This is a genomic window from Micromonospora sp. NPDC005257 (assembly GCF_042872445.1).
Taxonomy (GTDB): domain Bacteria; phylum Actinomycetota; class Actinomycetes; order Mycobacteriales; family Micromonosporaceae; genus Micromonospora.
On sequence record NZ_JBIAKL010000004.1, the window covers coordinates 21,742 to 38,504 of the forward strand.

General features: G+C 73.6%; 14 protein-coding genes and 1 pseudogene. 10 read left to right on the forward strand and 5 right to left on the reverse strand.

Annotated elements, in window-relative coordinates; genetic code table 11:
• Positions 1 to 231: 231 nt before the first annotated feature.
• The 3 genes and pseudogenes from ACFYO8_RS09810 to ACFYO8_RS09820 form a co-directional block, all read left to right on the forward strand.
• Positions 232 to 303 (forward strand): annotated as a pseudogene (locus ACFYO8_RS09810) (hypothetical protein); the annotation flags it as partial.
• A gap of 177 nt (positions 304 to 480) precedes the next feature.
• The gene (locus ACFYO8_RS09815) at positions 481 to 735 is read left to right on the forward strand and encodes a glutaredoxin family protein (RefSeq protein ID WP_013288752.1); all 255 of its coding nucleotides are present in this window, start codon (positions 481 to 483) and stop codon (positions 733 to 735) included.
• Between the two features lie 24 nt (positions 736 to 759).
• A complete protein-coding gene (locus tag ACFYO8_RS09820) occupies positions 760 to 1,401 on the forward strand; it encodes an HAD hydrolase-like protein (RefSeq protein WP_354874641.1) in 642 nt (213 codons plus the stop codon).
• 9 nt (positions 1,402 to 1,410) lie between these two features.
• On the opposite strand, the gene ACFYO8_RS09825 is transcribed toward ACFYO8_RS09820, so the two are convergent.
• Positions 1,411 to 2,067 (reverse strand): response regulator transcription factor, encoded by a 657-nt coding sequence (locus tag ACFYO8_RS09825; protein WP_354874598.1) that lies wholly within the window; start codon positions 2,065 to 2,067, stop codon positions 1,411 to 1,413.
• An 84-nt stretch (positions 2,068 to 2,151) separates the two neighbouring features.
• Positions 2,152 to 3,453 carry a sensor histidine kinase gene (locus ACFYO8_RS09830; RefSeq protein WP_354874596.1) on the reverse strand — a complete coding sequence of 434 codons (1,302 nt, stop codon included), beginning with the start codon at positions 3,451 to 3,453 and terminating at the stop codon, positions 2,152 to 2,154.
• Positions 3,454 to 3,843: 390 nt separating this feature from the next.
• On the opposite strand from ACFYO8_RS09830, the gene ACFYO8_RS09835 reads away from it, so the two are divergent.
• From ACFYO8_RS09835 to ACFYO8_RS09860, 6 genes are all read left to right on the forward strand, one after another.
• Positions 3,844 to 4,614: a redox-sensing transcriptional repressor Rex gene (locus ACFYO8_RS09835; protein ID WP_354874594.1), complete on the forward strand. Its 771-nt coding sequence runs from the start codon at positions 3,844 to 3,846 to the stop codon at positions 4,612 to 4,614.
• Positions 4,611 to 5,984, forward strand: coding sequence for a glutamyl-tRNA reductase (locus ACFYO8_RS09840; protein ID WP_354874592.1), 1,374 nt, complete (start codon positions 4,611 to 4,613; stop codon positions 5,982 to 5,984). Before ACFYO8_RS09835 ends, ACFYO8_RS09840 begins: the two co-directional genes overlap by 4 nt.
• Entirely contained in the window at positions 5,981 to 6,967 is a 987-nt protein-coding gene (gene hemC / locus ACFYO8_RS09845) for a hydroxymethylbilane synthase (RefSeq protein ID WP_354874590.1), read from the forward strand. The genes ACFYO8_RS09840 and hemC overlap by 4 nt, the downstream gene beginning before the upstream one ends.
• On the forward strand, positions 6,964 to 8,544 hold the full coding sequence (locus tag ACFYO8_RS09850; protein ID WP_354874588.1) for a uroporphyrinogen-III synthase: 1,581 nt from the start codon (positions 6,964 to 6,966) through the stop codon (positions 8,542 to 8,544). Before hemC ends, ACFYO8_RS09850 begins: the two co-directional genes overlap by 4 nt.
• A 14-nt stretch (positions 8,545 to 8,558) precedes the next feature.
• Complete coding sequence (hemB, locus tag ACFYO8_RS09855; protein WP_354874586.1) at positions 8,559 to 9,542, forward strand: porphobilinogen synthase; 984 nt, start codon at positions 8,559 to 8,561, stop codon at positions 9,540 to 9,542.
• A 424-nt stretch (positions 9,543 to 9,966) separates the two neighbouring features.
• Entirely contained in the window at positions 9,967 to 10,677 is a 711-nt protein-coding gene (locus tag ACFYO8_RS09860) for a helix-turn-helix transcriptional regulator (RefSeq protein WP_387256944.1), read from the forward strand.
• A 32-nt stretch (positions 10,678 to 10,709) separates the two neighbouring features.
• Here the strand turns inward: ACFYO8_RS09860 and ACFYO8_RS09865 are convergent, their stop codons facing one another.
• From ACFYO8_RS09865 to ACFYO8_RS09875, 3 genes are all read right to left on the reverse strand, one after another.
• Positions 10,710 to 13,976, reverse strand: coding sequence for a lamin tail domain-containing protein (locus ACFYO8_RS09865; protein WP_354874582.1), 3,267 nt, complete (start codon positions 13,974 to 13,976; stop codon positions 10,710 to 10,712).
• 92 nt (positions 13,977 to 14,068) lie between these two features.
• On the reverse strand, positions 14,069 to 15,085 hold the full coding sequence (locus tag ACFYO8_RS09870; RefSeq protein ID WP_355047352.1) for a GNAT family N-acetyltransferase: 1,017 nt from the start codon (positions 15,083 to 15,085) through the stop codon (positions 14,069 to 14,071).
• A gap of 67 nt (positions 15,086 to 15,152) precedes the next feature.
• Positions 15,153 to 16,442, reverse strand: a complete 1,290-nt coding sequence (locus tag ACFYO8_RS09875; RefSeq protein ID WP_387256946.1) for a murein transglycosylase — start codon at positions 16,440 to 16,442, stop codon at positions 15,153 to 15,155.
• A 38-nt stretch (positions 16,443 to 16,480) separates the two neighbouring features.
• On the opposite strand from ACFYO8_RS09875, the gene ACFYO8_RS09880 reads away from it, so the two are divergent.
• On the forward strand, positions 16,481 to 16,696 hold the full coding sequence (locus ACFYO8_RS09880) for a zinc ribbon domain-containing protein (protein ID WP_355094138.1): 216 nt from the start codon (positions 16,481 to 16,483) through the stop codon (positions 16,694 to 16,696).
• Positions 16,697 to 16,763: the final 67 nt, after the last annotated feature.

Here is a 16,763-nt window from a genome sequence, read left to right on the forward strand (position 1 = left end):
CCTGGTCGGAGCCGATTTTCTTTTCACTCGGCGTGTCGCGGGGCGGTGCGGACGGCTCACCTCGGGCGGACCGCCGGACATCCGTGGAGATCCTCGTCCCGTGGCGGGGAATCCCACGCTACGGCAATTGCAGTCCCGTGCGGGGGACCCGGCGGGCGTGTCCGGGCTCCCGCCACCGCTGTTCCACGCGTCCGGGCGCACCCCGGCGTGGCCGAGTCGGCCGTCCTGGGCGTGCCGCACCCGCGAACCGGCGAGACTGTGCGGGCGTACGTGGTCCGGGCGGCCGGCCCGCCGGTGACGGCGGCGGACCTGCTCGCCCACCGCGCGCGTAACCTGGCCGGGTTCACCTTGCCCGACCGCAGTCGAGTTCGCCGACGGCCTGCCGTGCTCGGCGATCGGGAAGGTACACAGGACCGAGCTGCGCCCGGCGCCCCCCGGTGCCGTCGCCGGCGCCGACCGAGATCCGCACGGAGGTATCCGATGTCCAGCGACCCGAGGCTCATCCTGATCACCCGGCCCGGCTGCCACCTGTGCGACGACGCCAAGGCCGCGCTGGACCGGGTGGTGGCGGTCACCGGCGACCGCTGGGTGGAGCGGGACGTCACCGGAGACCTGGAGATGGAGCGCGACTACGGCGACCGGCTGCCGGTGGTGCTGCTCGACGGCAAGGAGCACGGCTACTGGCGGGTCGAGGAGGACCGGCTGCTGCGCGATCTGACCACGCCGCAGCTCTAGCCTTAGAGTGCTCGGGTGACGGGTATGCGACGCCACCTCGTGTGGGACTGGAACGGAACGCTCCTCGACGACCTCGACCTGGTGGTCCGGGCCACCAACGTGGCCTTCGCCCGCGCCGGCGGGCCGGCGGTCACCGCGGCCGAGCACCGGGTACGGTTCCGGCGGCCGATCGCCGACTACTACGCCGAGATGCTCGGCCGGGCCGTCGACGCCGACGCCTTCGGCGTGCTCGACCGGGTCTTCCACGACGCGTACCGGGCCGGGCTCACCACCTGCGCCCTGGCCGCCGACGCCACCGCCGCGATCGAGGCGTGGGAGGGCAGCCAGTCGCTGCTGTCCATGTGGTTCCACGACGAGCTGGTGCCGACCGTGCACACGTACGGGCTGACCCCGCACTTCCGCCGGGTGGACGGGCTGCGCGCCACGGTCGGCGGCGGGCACAAGGCCGAGTGGCTGGAGAAGCACCTGGCCGAGCTGGGGCTGGGCGGGCAGGAGGTGGTGCTGATCGGCGACTCGCTCGACGACGCCGACGCGGCCGCCTCGGTCGGCGCGCGCTGCGTCCTCTACACCGGCGGCCTCTCCGACCCGGACCGGCTGCGCGGCAGCGGCCACCCGGCCGCCGACACGCTCACCGACGCGGTGACACTGGCCCGCACGCTGACCTGACCGGCCCGGTCAGGCGCGCAGGTGGGCCAGGACGGCCAGGACGCGGCGGTGGTGGGTGGTCGCGTCCGGGGGCAGGTCGAGCTTGGTGAAGATGTTGCGAACGTGCTTCTCGACCGCGCCGTCACTCACCACGAGCGCCCGCGCGATGGCGGTGTTCGAGCGTCCCTCGGCCATCAGCGCCAGCACCTCGCGCTCGCGCGGGGTCAGCGATCCGAGCGGGTCGTCGCGCCGCCGCCGGACCAGCAGCTGGCTGATCACCTCCGGGTCGAGCACGGTGCCGCCGGCGGCTACCCGGGCCAGGCCGTCCAGGAACTCGTCGATCGCGGCGACCCGGTCCTTGAGCAGGTAGCCGATTCCGCCGCCGCTCCCGCCCGCGGTGTCCAGCAGGTCGTCGGCGTACGACACCTCGACGTACTGGGACAGCACCAGGATCGGCGTGCCCGGCACCCGGCGGCGGACCTCCACCGCGGCGCGCAGGCCCTCGTCGGTGTGTGACGGCGGCATCCGCACGTCCACCACCGAGACGTCGGGCCGGTGCGCCACCACCGCCTCCACCAGCGCGTCACCGTCACCGACGGCCGCCACCACCTCGTGCCCGTACTCGGTCAGCAGCCGGACCAGCCCCTCCCGGAGCAGTACGGCATCGTCCGCGATCACCACCCGCATGGGTCCGGTGTCTATCACGCCTGGACCCGGCACCCGCCCGGCGACCCGGATACCGGGCGCCGCGTCACCGCACGGCGGCCCGGTTCACCTCGGCAGTTCGGCGTGGATCCGGGTCGGGCCGCCGGCCGGGCTGTCCACCTCGAGCGTGCCGCCCGCCGCCCGGACCCGGTCGGCGATGCCGCTGAGTCCGTGCCCCTTGGCCAGGTGCGCGCCGCCCGCGCCGTCGTCGGTGACGGTGATCTCCAGCCGGCCCACCTTCCGGGTGACCTCCACCCGGCAGGCGGTCGCCCGGCTGTGCTTCGAGACGTTCGTCAAGGCCTCGGCCACCACGAAGTACGCGGTGCTCTCCAGCCCCGGGTCGAGCCGTCCGGCGGCGGTGCCCAGGTCGTCGTCCACCGTCAGCTCGGTGGGTACCAGGGCGCGGGCCGCGAGTGCGGCGAGCGCGCTGGGCAGGCCCCGGTCGACCAGGATCGGCGGTGCGATGCCCCGGGACAGGGCACGCAGCTCGTCCAGCGTCTCCCGGGTCTGCGCGACCGCCTCGTCGATCGTCTGCCGGGCGGCCTCCGGGTCGGCGGCGAGCTGGTGGCGGGCCCGGCCGAGGTCCATGGCGAGCCGGACCAGCCGCTGCTGCGGGCCGTCGTGGATGTCGCGCTCCAGCCGGCGCAGCGCGACCGCCTCGGCCGAGGCGGCGGCCCGCTTCTGCTCCTCCAGCGTGATGATCCGCTGCCGCATCTCGGCCACGCCGGTGAGCAGCGAGTACGCCAGCCCGGCCTCGAGCCGGGCGCAACCGCGCGCCACCAGCGGGAGGGTGAACAGGGCGAACAGGCCGATCGCGGTGTTCAGCGTGATCCGCGCCCCGGCGCCGTCGCCCATCCCGAGGAGCTGGCTCAGGTCCTGGTCACTCGCGCCACGCGGGATCGCCCAGTCGTATGTGACGTAGAGCGTGCCGCCCAGGGCCAGCACCCACCAGACCACCAGCAGCACGAATGTGGGCGCCGCCACCAGCAGCCGGACGAACGCGTGCAGCAGGTCGAGCCACGACTGCGCGTCCCGGATCGGGGTGAAGACCCGGCGCCAGAACCCGGCGCCCGGCTCCGGCGTGCGGTAGACCGGGCGTACCCGGGGCCGGTCCAGCACGCCGGCGAGCCGGAGCCGCTCGATGTCGGCCAGCCCTCGGGCCGCGTAGAGGAAGCCGGCGAGGATCGGCAGGCCGAGCGTGGTCACCAGCAATCCGGCGCTGAGTGCGATCCCCACCACTGCCAGCACGAACCCGACGATCGCCAACGGGAGGCCCACGAGCACGTAGGTGGTGTCACGGGCGAGGCGGTGCAGGAGCCCCCGGACGGGGGACAGCGGGGTGGGCGCGTTCAGCGGTATGGCGGTCATGGTTCGAGGCTATGGGCGCGTGAGCCGCCGACCCATCCCGCACGCTGGCCTCTTCGGGGTGGGGTTCTCCCTACTCGAAAACGTGAGACTCGCCTCGCCACGCCGGTCACGGAGCGCTACAGGGCCCGTGCGATTGGTCAGAGAAGTCTGGATTGAGCAATAATCGCCACACGCCGCCGACGGACGCGGTTGATCGATCTTGCGGGAATGGAGGGGCAGGTGAAGGCGCGTCGCGAGCTTTCAAGATCGCGATTTGTGCACCCCTTCACAAACACCTACTCTGTAGTTTCGACGCGCCCTGCTAGCACAGCCGGCAATCTCGGTCGCCAGCGGGAGTCCCGAAACGACCGGCCCCCGTCGCTGGTCGAGGATCGCACCGCACGGAGTCTCATGAGCCAGCACCGTCAACCAGGCGCGCCCGATCGCACCGGTGCCATACCGGCGCTTCCGGACCTGCCCGAGGCGACCGTGTCCCGGCTTCCGGAATACCTGCGTGCGCTGCACGCGCTCGCCGACTCCGGGCACGAGACGGTGTCCAGCGAGGGCCTCGCGAACGCCGTCGGCGTCAACTCCGCGAAGCTCCGCAAGGACCTGTCCCACCTCGGCTCGTACGGCACCCGGGGCGTCGGCTACGACGTCGCGCTGCTGATCGACCAGATCTCCTCGGTGCTCGGACTCACCCAGTGCCGGGCCGTCGCGCTCGTCGGCGTGGGTAACCTCGGTCACGCCCTGGCCGGCTACGACGGCTTCGCCAACCGCGGATTCCGCATCGCCGCACTGCTCGACGCCGACCGGTCCCGCGTCGGCGAGGAGATCAACGGCCTGGTCGTACGGCACGTCGACGAACTGCCCGCCATCGTCGCCGAGGATTCGATCTCGATCGGCGTCATCGCCACCCCCGCCCCGGCCGCCCAGGCGGTCGCCGACCAGTTGGTCGCCGTCGGCGTGACGAGCATCCTCAACTTCGCGCCGTGCGTACTCTCGGTTCCGGACGGGGTCGACGTGCGCAAGGTCGACCTCGCCATCGAGCTGCAGATCCTGTCCTTCCACGAGCACCGCAAGGCATCGCTGACCGCGCTCCCCGCCACGGGCGGGTCCGCCCTCACCGCCCTGCCCGGCGGACTCGCGACAACCGAGACCCAGGAGGCGATCGGCACGTGAAACTGCTCGTCGTCGGCGCGTCCTACCGCACCGCCCCGGTCGCCACCCTGGAACAGCTGGCCGTCCCGCCCGCCGATCTCACCCGCACGCTCGACCGCCTGATCGCCCAGCCGTACGTGGCCGAGGCCGTCCTGGTCTCCACCTGCAACCGGGTGGAGGTCTACGCCGCCGTCTCCGGGTTCCACGGCGGGCTCGGTGACATCTGCGCGGTCCTGGCCGACCAGGCCGGCTGCCAGCCGTCGGCGCTCGCCCCGCACCTCTACGTGCACTACGACGCCGCCGCCGTGGACCACGTCTTCCGGGTGGCCGCCGGGCTCGACTCGATGGTGGTGGGCGAGGCGCAGATCCTCGGCCAGCTCCGCGACGCGTACCACTGGGCCGGTGGCGCCGACTCGGCCGGGCGGCTGCTGCACGAGCTGATGCAGCAGGCGCTGCGGGTCGGCAAGCGCGCACACGCCGAGACCAACATCGACCGGGCCGGGCAGAGCGTCGTCACCGCAGCCCTCGACCTCGCCGCCGACCTGCTCGACGGCGACCTGGCCGGCCGGCCCGCCATGGTGGTCGGCGCGGGCGCGATGGGCTCGCTGGGCGTGGCCACGCTGTCCCGGCTGGGCGCCGGCCCGCTCACCGTGACGAACCGGGGCGCCGCCCGTGCCGTCCGGCTCGCCGAGTCGTACGGCGCCGCCGCCGTGCCGATGGCAGAGCTGATCACCGCGCTCGCCGCCGTCGACGTCGTGGTGGCCGCCACCGCCGCCACCGAGCCGGTGCTCACCCGCGACGTGGTGACCCGGGCGCTGGCCCGCCGGGACGCCGACCGGGGGCCGCTGATCCTGCTCGACCTGGCCGTTCCGCGCGACGTCGAGCCCGGCGTCGCCGAGCTGCCCGGCGTCGAGGTGATCGACATCGACCGGATGGTCACCGTGCTCGCCGACGGACCGGCCGCGGCCGACGCCGCCGAGGTGGCCCGGATCGTGGCCGACGAGGTCGAGGCGTTCCTGAGCTGGCTGCGCGGCGCCGACGTCGCGCCTACGGTGGCCGCCCTGCGCGGCCGGGCCGAGGACGTCGTCACCGCCGAGCTGCGCCGGCTCGGCCAGCGCCGCCCCGACCTCAGCGAGGACCAGCGCGCCGAGGTGGCCCGCACCGTGCACCGGGTCGTGCAGCGGCTGCTGCACCAGCCGACCGTACGGGTCCGCCAGCTCGCCGCCGAGCCCGGCGGCGACCAGTACGCGGCGCTGCTGCGCGAACTGTTCGACCTGGACGTCCCGCAGACGTCCCCGGTCGACACCGTCCCCGACGTGGTCACCACCGACCTCGACGGCCGGCCGTCGTTCGACGCCGCCGACGTCCCGCCCACCGGAGGTGCGCGATGACCGCCCCCCTTCGCCTCGGTACCCGGGGCAGCGCCCTGGCGATGGCCCAGTCCGGCCACGTCGCCGAGGCCCTCACCGCGGCCACCGGCCGCCCGGTCGAGCTGGTCGAGGTGGTGACCGCAGGCGACAGGTCCACCGCCCCGGTCCAGCGGCTCGGCGTCGGTGTGTTCGTCTCCGCGCTGCGCGACGCGCTGACCGCCGGTGAGATCGACTTCGCCGTCCACTCGTACAAGGACCTGCCCACCGCGGCGGCGCCCGGCCTGCACGTCGCGGCCGTGCCGCCCCGGCAGGACCCGCGCGACGCGCTGGTGGCGACGAACGGCCGTACGCTCGCCGAGCTGCCACCCGGCGCCCGCGTCGGCACCGGCGCGCTGCGCCGGATCGCCCAGCTGCACGCGCTGGGCATGCAGCTGGAGGTCACCCCGATCCGGGGCAACATCGACACCCGGGTGGCCCGGGTGCTCGGCCCGGACGCCGACCTCGACGCCGTCGTGCTGGCCCGCGCCGGGCTCAACCGGATCGGCCGTGCCGACGTCATCACCGAGACGCTCGACCCGATGCTCATGCTGCCCGCGCCCGCCCAGGGTGCGCTGGCCGTCGAGTGCCGGGCCGACGACCAGGACGTGATCGAGCTGCTCGCGCTGCTCGACGACGAACCGTCCCGCGCCGCGATCACCGCGGAGCGGGCGCTGCTGGCCACCCTGGAGGCAGGGTGCAGCGCACCCGTGGCCGCGTACGCCGTCCTCGCCGAAGGCGAGCCCACCGACGAGGGCGACGTGAATCAGGAGATCTACCTGCGCGGTGCGGTGATCAGCCCGGACGGTACCCGTGACCTCCGGCTGTCCCGCACCGGAACGCCCGCCGACGCGGCGGAGATCGGCAAGGCACTCGCCGCCGAACTCCTCGAACTCGGCGCCGACTCGATCCTCGGCCAGGACGCTCAGGCCGGCCCGGGGACCCAGCAACTTGGGAGCACAGAATGACCCGCACCCGTAAGCCCGTCGGCCAGATCGCATTCGTCGGGGCTGGACCCGGCGACCCGGGCCTGCTGACCCGCCGGGCGCTGGACGCCCTGGTCGAGGCCGACCAGGTGGTCTACGACCGGGGCGTACCCGAGTCGCTCCTGGCGCACGTCCGCGCCCAGGCCCGGCCCGACGCCGAGTTCAGCCCTGCCGAGGGCGTGCCGGGGGACGTGGCGAAGGTGCTGATCTCCGCGGCCCGGTCCGGGCAGAACGCCGTGCACCTCGTCGCCGGTGACCCGTTCGGCCACGACTCGGTGGTCAAGGAGGTGCAGGCGGTCGCTCGTACCGCCGCGCACTTCGAGGTGGTGCCGGGCGTCGGCCAGGCCGAGGGCGTGGCCACCTACGCGGGCGTCCCGCTGCCGGGCGTACGCACCGCCGCCGACGTCGAGGACGTCACCGCGCTGGACTTCGAGGCGCTAGCCACGGCCGTGGGCCGGGGCTCGCTGGCGCTCGCCGTGGACGCCGGTGACCTGGCCGCCGTCCGGGACGGCCTGCTGGCCGCCGGGGTCGACGGCACCACCCCGGTCGGGGTGACCGGCGACGGCACCGGCGAGACGCAGTACACCACCACGTCGACGGTCGACTCCTTCGTCGCGGCGGCGCTCGGCTTCACCGGCCGGGTGGTGCTCACCGTCGGCGCGGCCGTCACCGACCGCGACAAGCTGAGCTGGTGGGAGAACCGCCCGCTGTACGGCTGGAAGGTGCTGGTGCCCCGCACCAAGGAGCAGGCCGGCGTGATGAGCGCACGGCTGCGCGCGTACGGGGCGATCCCGTGCGAGGTGCCGACCATCGCGGTCGAGCCGCCGCGCACCCCGGCGCAGATGGAGCGGGCGGTAAAGGGCCTGGTCGACGGCCGGTACGCCTGGGTGATCTTCACCTCGGTGAACGCGGTCCGGGCGGTGTGGGAGAAGTTCGCCGAGCACGGCCTCGACGCCCGCCACTTCGGCGGCGTGAAGATCGCCTGCATCGGTGACGCCACCGCCGAGGCGGTCCGCGCCTTCGGCATCCAGCCCGAGCTGATCCCCTCCGGGGAGCAGTCGTCCGAGGGCCTGCTGGCCGAGTTCTCGCCGCACGACGAGATCCTCGACCCGGTCGGCCGGGTGCTGCTTCCGCGCGCCGACATCGCCACCGAGACGCTGGCCGCCGGCCTCACCGAGCGCGGCTGGGAGGTCGACGACGTGACCGCGTACCGCACCGTGCGCGCCGCCCCGCCGCCCGCCGAGATCCGCGACGCGATCAAGTCGGGCGGGTTCGACGCGGTGCTGTTCACCTCGTCGTCCACCGTGCGGAACCTCGTCGGTATCGCCGGGAAGCCGCACGCGCGGACGGTTGTTGCAGTGATCGGGCCCAAGACGGCGGAGACGGCCACCGAGTTCGGCCTGCGCGTCGACGTGCAGCCGCCGCACGCCTCGGTGCCCGACCTGGTGGAGGCGCTCGCCGCCTACGCCGTCGAGCTGCGGGAGAAGCTCGCCGCCATGCCGGCGAAGCAGCGCCGGGGCTCCAAGGTGCAGGGCCCGACGGCCCTGCGGTTCCGCTGACAGGAGGCCCCGTCATGCCGTACCCCGAGATCCGGCCCCGCCGGCTGCGCAGCAACGCGGCCGTGCGGCGGCTGGTCTCCGAGACCCGCGTCGACCCGGCCGAGCTGGTCGTGCCGATGTTCGTCAAGGAGGGGCTGACCGAGCCGAGGGCGATCGCGTCGCTCCCGGGGGTGCTCCAGCACTCCCGGGACTCGCTGCGCAAGGCCGCCGCCGAGGCGGTCCAGGCCGGGGTCGGCGGGATCATGCTGTTCGGGGTGCCGGCGGCGCGGGACGAGACCGGCTCCGGTGGCCTCGACCCGGCCGGCGTGCTCAACACCGCTATTCGGGACGTGATCGCCGAGGTCGGTGACTCGACAGTGGTGATGAGCGACCTGTGCCTGGACGAGTTCACCTCGCACGGGCACTGCGGCCTGCTCACCCCCGAGGGCGGGGTCGACAACGACGCCACGCTCGCCGCGTACGCCGACATGGCGGTGGCCCAGGCCGCCGCCGGGGTCCACGTGGTCGGGCCCTCCGGGATGATGGACGGCCAGGTCGGCGTGGTCCGCAAGGCGCTCGACGCCGCCGGGCACCAGGACGTCTCGGTGCTCGCGTACGCGGTGAAGTACGCCTCCGCCTTCTACGGCCCGTTCCGCGACGCGGTGGAGTCGGCGCTGGAGGGCGACCGGCGCACCTACCAGCAGGACCCGGCGAACCTGCGGGAGTCGCTGCGCGAGGTCGAGCTGGACGTGGCCGAGGGCGCCGACATGGTGATGGTCAAGCCGGCGCTGCCCTACCTCGACGTGGTGTCGGCGGTCCGGGCCGCGGTGAACGTCCCGGTCGCCGCCTACCAGGTCTCCGGCGAGTACGCGATGGTCGAGGCCGCCGCCGCGAACGGCTGGATCGACCGGGAGCGGGTGATGCTGGAGACGCTCACCTCGATTCGCCGGGCCGGCGCCCAGATCATCCTCACCTACTGGGCCGTCGAGGCAGCCCGGCTGCTGCGCGAGCGCTACTGACCGCCGCTCGCGGAGTTCTCCGGTTTCGCCTTTTCGTTGTTGGTCGCCGCGCGCTGTCCACAGCCCAAGGCAGTGACTCAGCGTGTCTTTTCGGGTGGCACCACACCTGACCCCTCGCCGACTTTGCTCTGCAGCCATGGGCGCAACGGTCACGAAACGTGAGCGCTGCCGCGGTGGCTGCAGAGCAAAGTCTGCCCTGGTGGTTATCACTGCCGCGGGAGTCACGGGCATTGTGTCCGTTTAGTCGATTTTATGCTGCGGCTGGGTCTATCGCTTTGGCAGTGGCTCTTAACGTCGAGTAAGTGTCACTCTCTGTATGTTCTGGTGGTCGCTGTCAGGCGGAGTTGGACGCCGCGTCCCGGGTTTTCCACAGGGGCGGGGAGCGGGGTTGCCCGGTCGGTGCGGGGACGGGACCGTGGGCGGCGTGACAGACATCGCCGACACCGAGCCGGAGGCGTCCGCCGCGACCGGTACCGCCACGGGCGCCCGTAGCGGCACCGCCACCGCCACCGCCGCTGCCACAGGCGCGGGCACGGGCACGGGCACGGGCACGGGAGCCTGCGCCGCACCCGGCGTGCCCGCCGCACCCGGCGTGCCCGCCGCGGCGGCGGGAGACGACGGGCCGGCGCTGCTCACCGAGCCGTTCGACGTGCCGTTCCCGGCGCCTGGGATCGTCCGGGCGGTGCGCCGCCGGGGCGACGCCAGCCAACGTGAGCTGGCCCGGTTCGCCCGGGTCCATCCGAGCACGATCGGGCGTATCGAGGCGGGCAGCCTGACGCCGAGCCTGGCCATGCTGTCGCGCATCGTGGGCACGGCCGGCTTCCGGCTAGTGGTCGTCGACGAGGCCGGCCGGGTGCTCAAGCCCATGCGCGACCGGGCCGACCTGCGGGACGGCGCGGACCGGCGGTACCCGTCCCACCTCGACGTGGTCACCGACCCGGAGCCGGGGGAGTGGTGGGCCGACCGGTACGGGCTGGCCCGCCCGCCGGAAACCTTCTATCGCAACCGGGAGGTCCGGGACTGGCTGCGCCGCCGAAGCCAGTGGGAGGTACGGGTGGCCAAGTACCGGAACGTGCCGCCCCCGCCCGACCCGCAGCGGTGCGGATACCGCGGCGGCCCGCCCATCCGCCCATGAGCGAATCGACGGGCCGCCGCGCGCCACACCGCTCAGTCGTCGTTCAGGATCGTTCCGACGCCGGAGGGGTCGACGAGCCGCAGGCCCGGCACCCCGCCCACGTACAGCGTGAGCTTCTCGTCCGCCTCGCGTCTGCGGTCGCCGCGCACGGTGACCGGGAACTCCAGGAAGGTCCGGCCCGCGGCCAGCAGCCGGCAGCCCACGTACGGGTCGTAGTCCGACCCGGCCAGGGCGGTGCCGCCGTAGGTGGCCGCGCAGATCAGGGCCGGTTCGGAGAGCGGGCGGGACACGCTGACGGTGAACGTCATCGCGCGGGTGCCCTTGTCGCCCTCGGTGATCGAGGTGTCCGCCACCCGCAGCGAGGCGCGCGACCGGAACCGGGCCACCTGCGGGTCGTGGTCGCTGGCGCCCCGGTCACCCAGCTCCGGCGCGTCGGTGGGGTAGTCGGCGTTGACGTGCGCCGTCCGTACCTGCACCAGGTCCTTGTGCATCGGGTCGTTGACGAAGAGGTTGTCAAGCGTCTGCGCCTGACCGCTGAAGGTGTACGAGTACGCCGACGCGGGCGCGTCCGCCACCAGGTCGTCCCAGAGGTTGTGCAGCCCGGCGTCGTACAGCGGGGCGAGCTGGTCCGACGGGGTCGGGTTCTGTGCGGTGGCGATCGGATCGTCCGGGCGGGGGAAGACGTTCAGGTCGCCGCCGTAGACCACCCGGGCGTCCGGGTCGCTCGCCTCGACCGCCCGGACGATCGCCGCCCCGTACGCGGCCTGTTCCCGGCGCTGCCCGACCCGGCTGTCCGGACCGGACGAGAAGTGGTTGGCGACCGCCCAGAGCGTGAACCGCTCACTCGATCCGGGCGCGGCCTTCACTGTGAACCGGGCCACCTGCGCCGCGCGGGTGTAGACGTTGCTGCCGTCCACCCCGGTCGACCGGTCCACGTCGGCCGGCAGCACCGCGTTGAACGCCTTCGGGTTCTGGACCTCGGCGTTCGACGGCAGCGCCGCCGAGCGGTACTGGACGGTCGGGGCGGAGCCCAGCAGCGGGTCCGCGGCGGTCGCCTGGGCCAGCGTCAGCCGGTCGGTGCGGTACAGGAACGCCGAGGCGATGCCCCGGGCGTCCGCACCGGTCCGGTCGTACGCGGCGGCGTAGGCCGGGCCGCCGTTCGCCGCGATGGCCAGCGCCAGCTCCTGCACCGTGTCCGGCGCGCCGTCGGCGTTGTTGGCGTCGCCGCAGGCGAGGGCGCCGTCGACCACCGAGCAGATGTCCTGGTCCTCGGCCTCCTGCACCAGGATCAGATCCGGGCTGTGCAGCGAGTTGACGATCTGCCGGGCCTGCACGGCCAGCTTGGCGGCGTATGCCTCCGGGCTCGCCGGCACGTAGTCGAACGGCGGGCTGACACCGGGACAGCCGGTGTTGCCGGCGAAGTCGCAGCCGTCGAACGGATCGTCCCGGTAGTCGTACAGGTTCTCCACGTTGTAGGTGGCGATCGCGACCTCACTGCCGCGGTCGGCCGGCTGCGGCGGGTGGTTCCCGGCCGGGTCCGTGCCACCGGTCAGGGTGAGCTGCTCGGGCTGCACGCTGTACTTGCTGAACGCGTACGAGACGGAGCCGTAGGCGTCCTCGGTGAGCGTGTCGAAGGTGCGCGCCTCGGGCAGCAGCGCCCGGGAATCACCGGCGGTCGCCTTCACGCCGCCGGCACCCAGCAGGATCCGCTGGTTGTTGCCGTTGTCGAAGAGCGTTCCGGGGATGTCGTCGAGCGGGTGGGCGTCCCGGAACACCCGGCGGGCGTACGGGTCGGACCGCTTCATGATCGGGTCCTCGCGGTCCAGCACGTAGATCTCGGAGTCGGCGGTGGAGGAGTAGATGTGCCGGGGAGCGGAGACGCCGCTGCCGGCGCGTACCCGCATCCGCTCGCCCTCGTGCCGCTCCCAGAACAGGTCGGCGGCGGCCGCCTCGGCCGGCGGGGTCGCGTCGTCGACCCGGACGACGGTGTCCACGTCGAGGCCGGAGTCGAGCTTGCGGACCAGCGAGGCGCCGGAGAGCTGGGTCTGGTCGAAGTACTCGGAGACCCGCCCGCGCAGTACGACCTCGTCACCGACGGCCGGGGCGTACCCGCCGATCAGCGTGGTGAACGAGCCCATGAAGACGAACAGGCCGTCGGAGGTCAGCGGGTCGCCGTCGGAGGTGCCGAGCCGGCTCTGGAGGTAGAAGCCCCACTGGTCGGCCCCGGCCGAACTGCGGGTCAGCGACATGCCGGTGATGACGCCGCGTACGTCGTACAGCGTGGAGCTGGTGCCGTTGCCGCTGGCCGGCGCGAGCGGCGACCGGTCGGTGCGACCGTCCTCGTCGTCCGCGGTGCGGCCCTGCACCTCGCCGATCGACAGCACGCTCGTGGCCTGCACGGTGAGCGTGCAGGTGGCCGTGTCGCCCTCGTCGTCGGTGGAGGTCACTGTGACCGCGTAGCCGCCGGCCGGCAGGCCGGTGGCGCTGAGCGTCGCGGTGGCCGTGCCGCCGTCCGCTGCCGCCGGGGTGAACGCGGTACGGCTGATCGAGCCGCTCGCCGGCACCGGCACGACCGAGGTGACAGCCAGGTCGGTGACCGTGTCGTCGGCGTCGGTAGCGGTGACCTCACGGGTCGCGGTGGCGCCCGCCGACAGCGTCAGCGCGCCGCCGCAGGCCACCGTGGGTGGCTGGTCGGCCGGGCCGCCGCCGACGGTGTGGCTGCCCAGCCCGTCGAACGTGTCGGTGGCGAAGCCGGCCCACTGCGCGGCCGGGTCGAACGGGTCCGCCGGGTCGGTGTCGCCGGCCGTCACCGAGGGCAGGCGGCGCAGCGTGTTGTCCGCAGTGCTGGTCAGCCCGCTGCCCCACTCGGTGCCCGGGTCGACGCCGACCTGGCCGAGGGAGTCGACCACCGCGGCACCCTTGCGCAGCACGACCGCGTCGTCGCCGTTGAACAGCGAACCGGAGTACGTCTGGTCGGCCTGGGCGAGGATCGCCGGGCCGGCCGACGAGGCGGCGAAGACGAACACGTCACCGGCGGCGACGGTCCCGGTCAGGGCCACGTTCGTCGAGGTGGTGGCGCCGTTGAAGAAGAGCTGGAGCTGGTAGCCCCCGGCGGCCAGGTCGACCGGGGCGCCGGTGCCGTTGTACAGCTCGACGGCCTTGTTGTTGGACGACCCCTCGACGTATTCGGAGATGAACAGGTCGGTGGGCGCGGCGCTGGCCGCGGTGGGTGCGACAGCGATCGCCGTGAGGGTGACGGCGGCGGTCGCGAGCGCGGCGAGGGTGCGGCGCGGGCGCATGGGGCCTCCACGATGGGTGGACGTGAACTAACGAACGTTAAGGCTCTCGTGGGTGCGCCGTCCAGCCCTGTCGATGACCGGCTGGTGAACGATCAGCGATGACTGTCCAGCCGGTGCACCAGCTCGGCGACGTCCACACCGTATTCGCACCAGTCGCGGTCGGGGCGGTAGCCCAACTCGGCGTTGACCTTCAGCATCGACTCGTTGTCCTGCGCGTTCCAGGTCTGCACCTCGATCACCTCGGGCTCGGCCGAGCGCAGCTCCAGCAGCATCCGCGCCTTGATGGCCCGGTCGATGCCGTAGCCGCGGTGATCGTGGACGACGATCGTGTCGTACTGGTCGGCCCGGGTCGGGTGCTGCGCCGGCACGACCACCTCGGTCAACCCGGCCACCTCGCCGGTCTGCTCGTGCAGCGCCAGCACGATGTACGGCTTCATGCCGCGCCGGTGCAGCGTGGCGAGGCTGTCACGCAGCCGGTCCGGGTCGTAGGAGCTGGGTCGCAGCTCCACGTCGTCGGAGTCGCGCACCTCGGCCTTGGCCCGCGCGTACGCCCCGATCAGCTCGTCCGGCGGGCCGCCCGGCCAGAACTCCACGCGGTAGCCCGCGCCGAGCCCGGCGGCCATCTCGGTGAGCGCCGGCCAGTCCACCGAACCCAGGTCGAGCACGCTGCGGGTCTCCACGTAGTCCCGGGTGAAGCCCAGCGACTCGTAGAACCCCACGGCCGGGGTGTCGCCGACCACCTCCACGCCGATCGACTGGAAGCCCTCGTCCCAGACCCGGCGGGCGGCCACCCGCACCAGCTCGCGGCCGACCCCGCTGCGCCGGATCGCCGGGTGCACCAGCACCTCCAGCACGCCGATCCCGCCGAGCAGCAGCACGTGCACATGCCCGAGGATCGCGCCGGGCGTGCCGTCCGGCGCGGTGTCGTCCTGCGCGACCCACGAGATTCGCCGCTCGCCGGGCATCACCTCGGACAGATACTCCCGCAGGGAACTCTCCCGCCATGGCGGATCCTGCGGCAGATCGGCCGCCAGGACCGCGTTCAGCGTGTCCAGCAGGGAGGCGATCTCGGCGGACGACGCGGTCCGGGGATCCCATTCGCGCACCATCACCCGTCTAGCTTGCCGCCAACGGCAGCCGGGGGGAAGGGTTCAGTCCGCGAATGTACGCGAGCCGTCACCTCACGTTGCGGCTGAGCCTGCCGTACTCGTCGGCCTTGTCGAAGACCGCCTGGGCGTACCGACGCACGTCGTTGTAGGAGAGGATGGCGCTCCACCAGTCGCCCGGGATGGTCATGTTCCGGCCGCCCTTGCACAGGTAGAGCCCGGCGGCCAGCGCCGCGTCGTCGATGTCGTGCGGGTTCTTCACGCCGTCGCCGTCGGCGTCCGCGCCGATCTCCTGCCAGGTGGTCGGGATGAACTGCATCGGGCCGAGCGCCCGGTCGAAGACGCGGTCGCCGTCGAGCAGCCCTTGGTCGGTGTCGGGGATGCGGGACCGGCCACCCTGACCGTCGAGCGGCTGCCCCTTGATCTCCGGCAGGGCCCGTCCGTCGGCTTGCAGCGTGGCGCCGTTCGCCGCACCGTGGCGCGACTCGACGTATCCGATGGCGGCCAGCGTGGTCCAGCTCAGCTGGCAGCCGCGGTTGGTCTGGGCGAGCGCCAGCTCGGCGTAGGCGTACGCCTGGAGCGCCACCACGGGGACGCCGGTCACCGCGCTGACCCGCTGCGCCCAGCCGGCGAGCGCGTCGGCCGGACGGCCGGCGGGCAGCACCGGGGCGGTGCTCGCACCGGGTAGTGGCGTGCCGGGCAGTGGCATGCCGGTCGGCGCGGCCGTGCCGGGCAGCCCGGTCAGGCCCGGCAACGGAGGCGTGGCGGGTGCCGCGGCCGTCTGCGGCACGCTCTGCGACGGCGTGGCCTCGGCGATCGGTTGCGGCCGGCCGACCGCCGCCGGTACGACCACCGCGCCGGCCGTGGCGGCCGCGGCGACCAGCGCGAGCAGGAACAGCGCGGGCAGAGTGGTGCGCCCGCCGGGCCGCCGGGACCAGGCGCGGGTGGCCCGGGCCGCCCCGGCGGCGACCTGCCCGGGCCGCGCCCGGACGGCGTGTGCGAACGGCATCCGCCGACGTCGCCCGCCGTCCGCTCCCGGCTCGGGCTGCGGCTTCGCGTCCGGCTCGGGCGGCGGCTTCCCGCCGGGCGCGGCGTCCGGCTCGACGGTCGGCTTCGCCCCGGCTGCGGGCGTGGGGTCCGGCGTCGTGCCTGCCCCGGCGCCGGGCCCGGCGTCCGGGCCGGTCGCGGTACCCGGGTCGGCTGCGGGCTGCCGGTCGGCCGGTGACTCCGGCGGGAGGGAGTCGCGGTCGCTGCGCTGACGCGGGATGGACCGGGCGCCGTCGTCGGGTGGCGCGGCGGGTCGCAGGGGCCGGGCCGTCGCTCGCCGTTCGCCGTCCACCACTCGTCGAGTATCACCCATCGGGGTGACGACGTCAGGCCCGGCCGTACGCTTGGGTCATGCCCCGGTACGAGTTCCGTTGCCGCGCCTGCGGCGACACCTTCGAGGTCAACCGTCCGATGGCCGAGGTCGCACGGCCGGCCACCTGCCCGCAGGGCCACGCCGACACGGTGAAACTGCTGTCCACGGTGGCCGTCACCGGCCGGGGCGGCGCCGCCCCGAGCGGTGGGATTCCCAGCGGTGGTGGTTGCTGCGGCGGCTCCTGCGGTTGCTGACTTTCGGGCGTCCGTCCCGCGTGTCGATCGGGGTCTTGCCGTCGGTGTGATCTTTTGGCACCTTGGG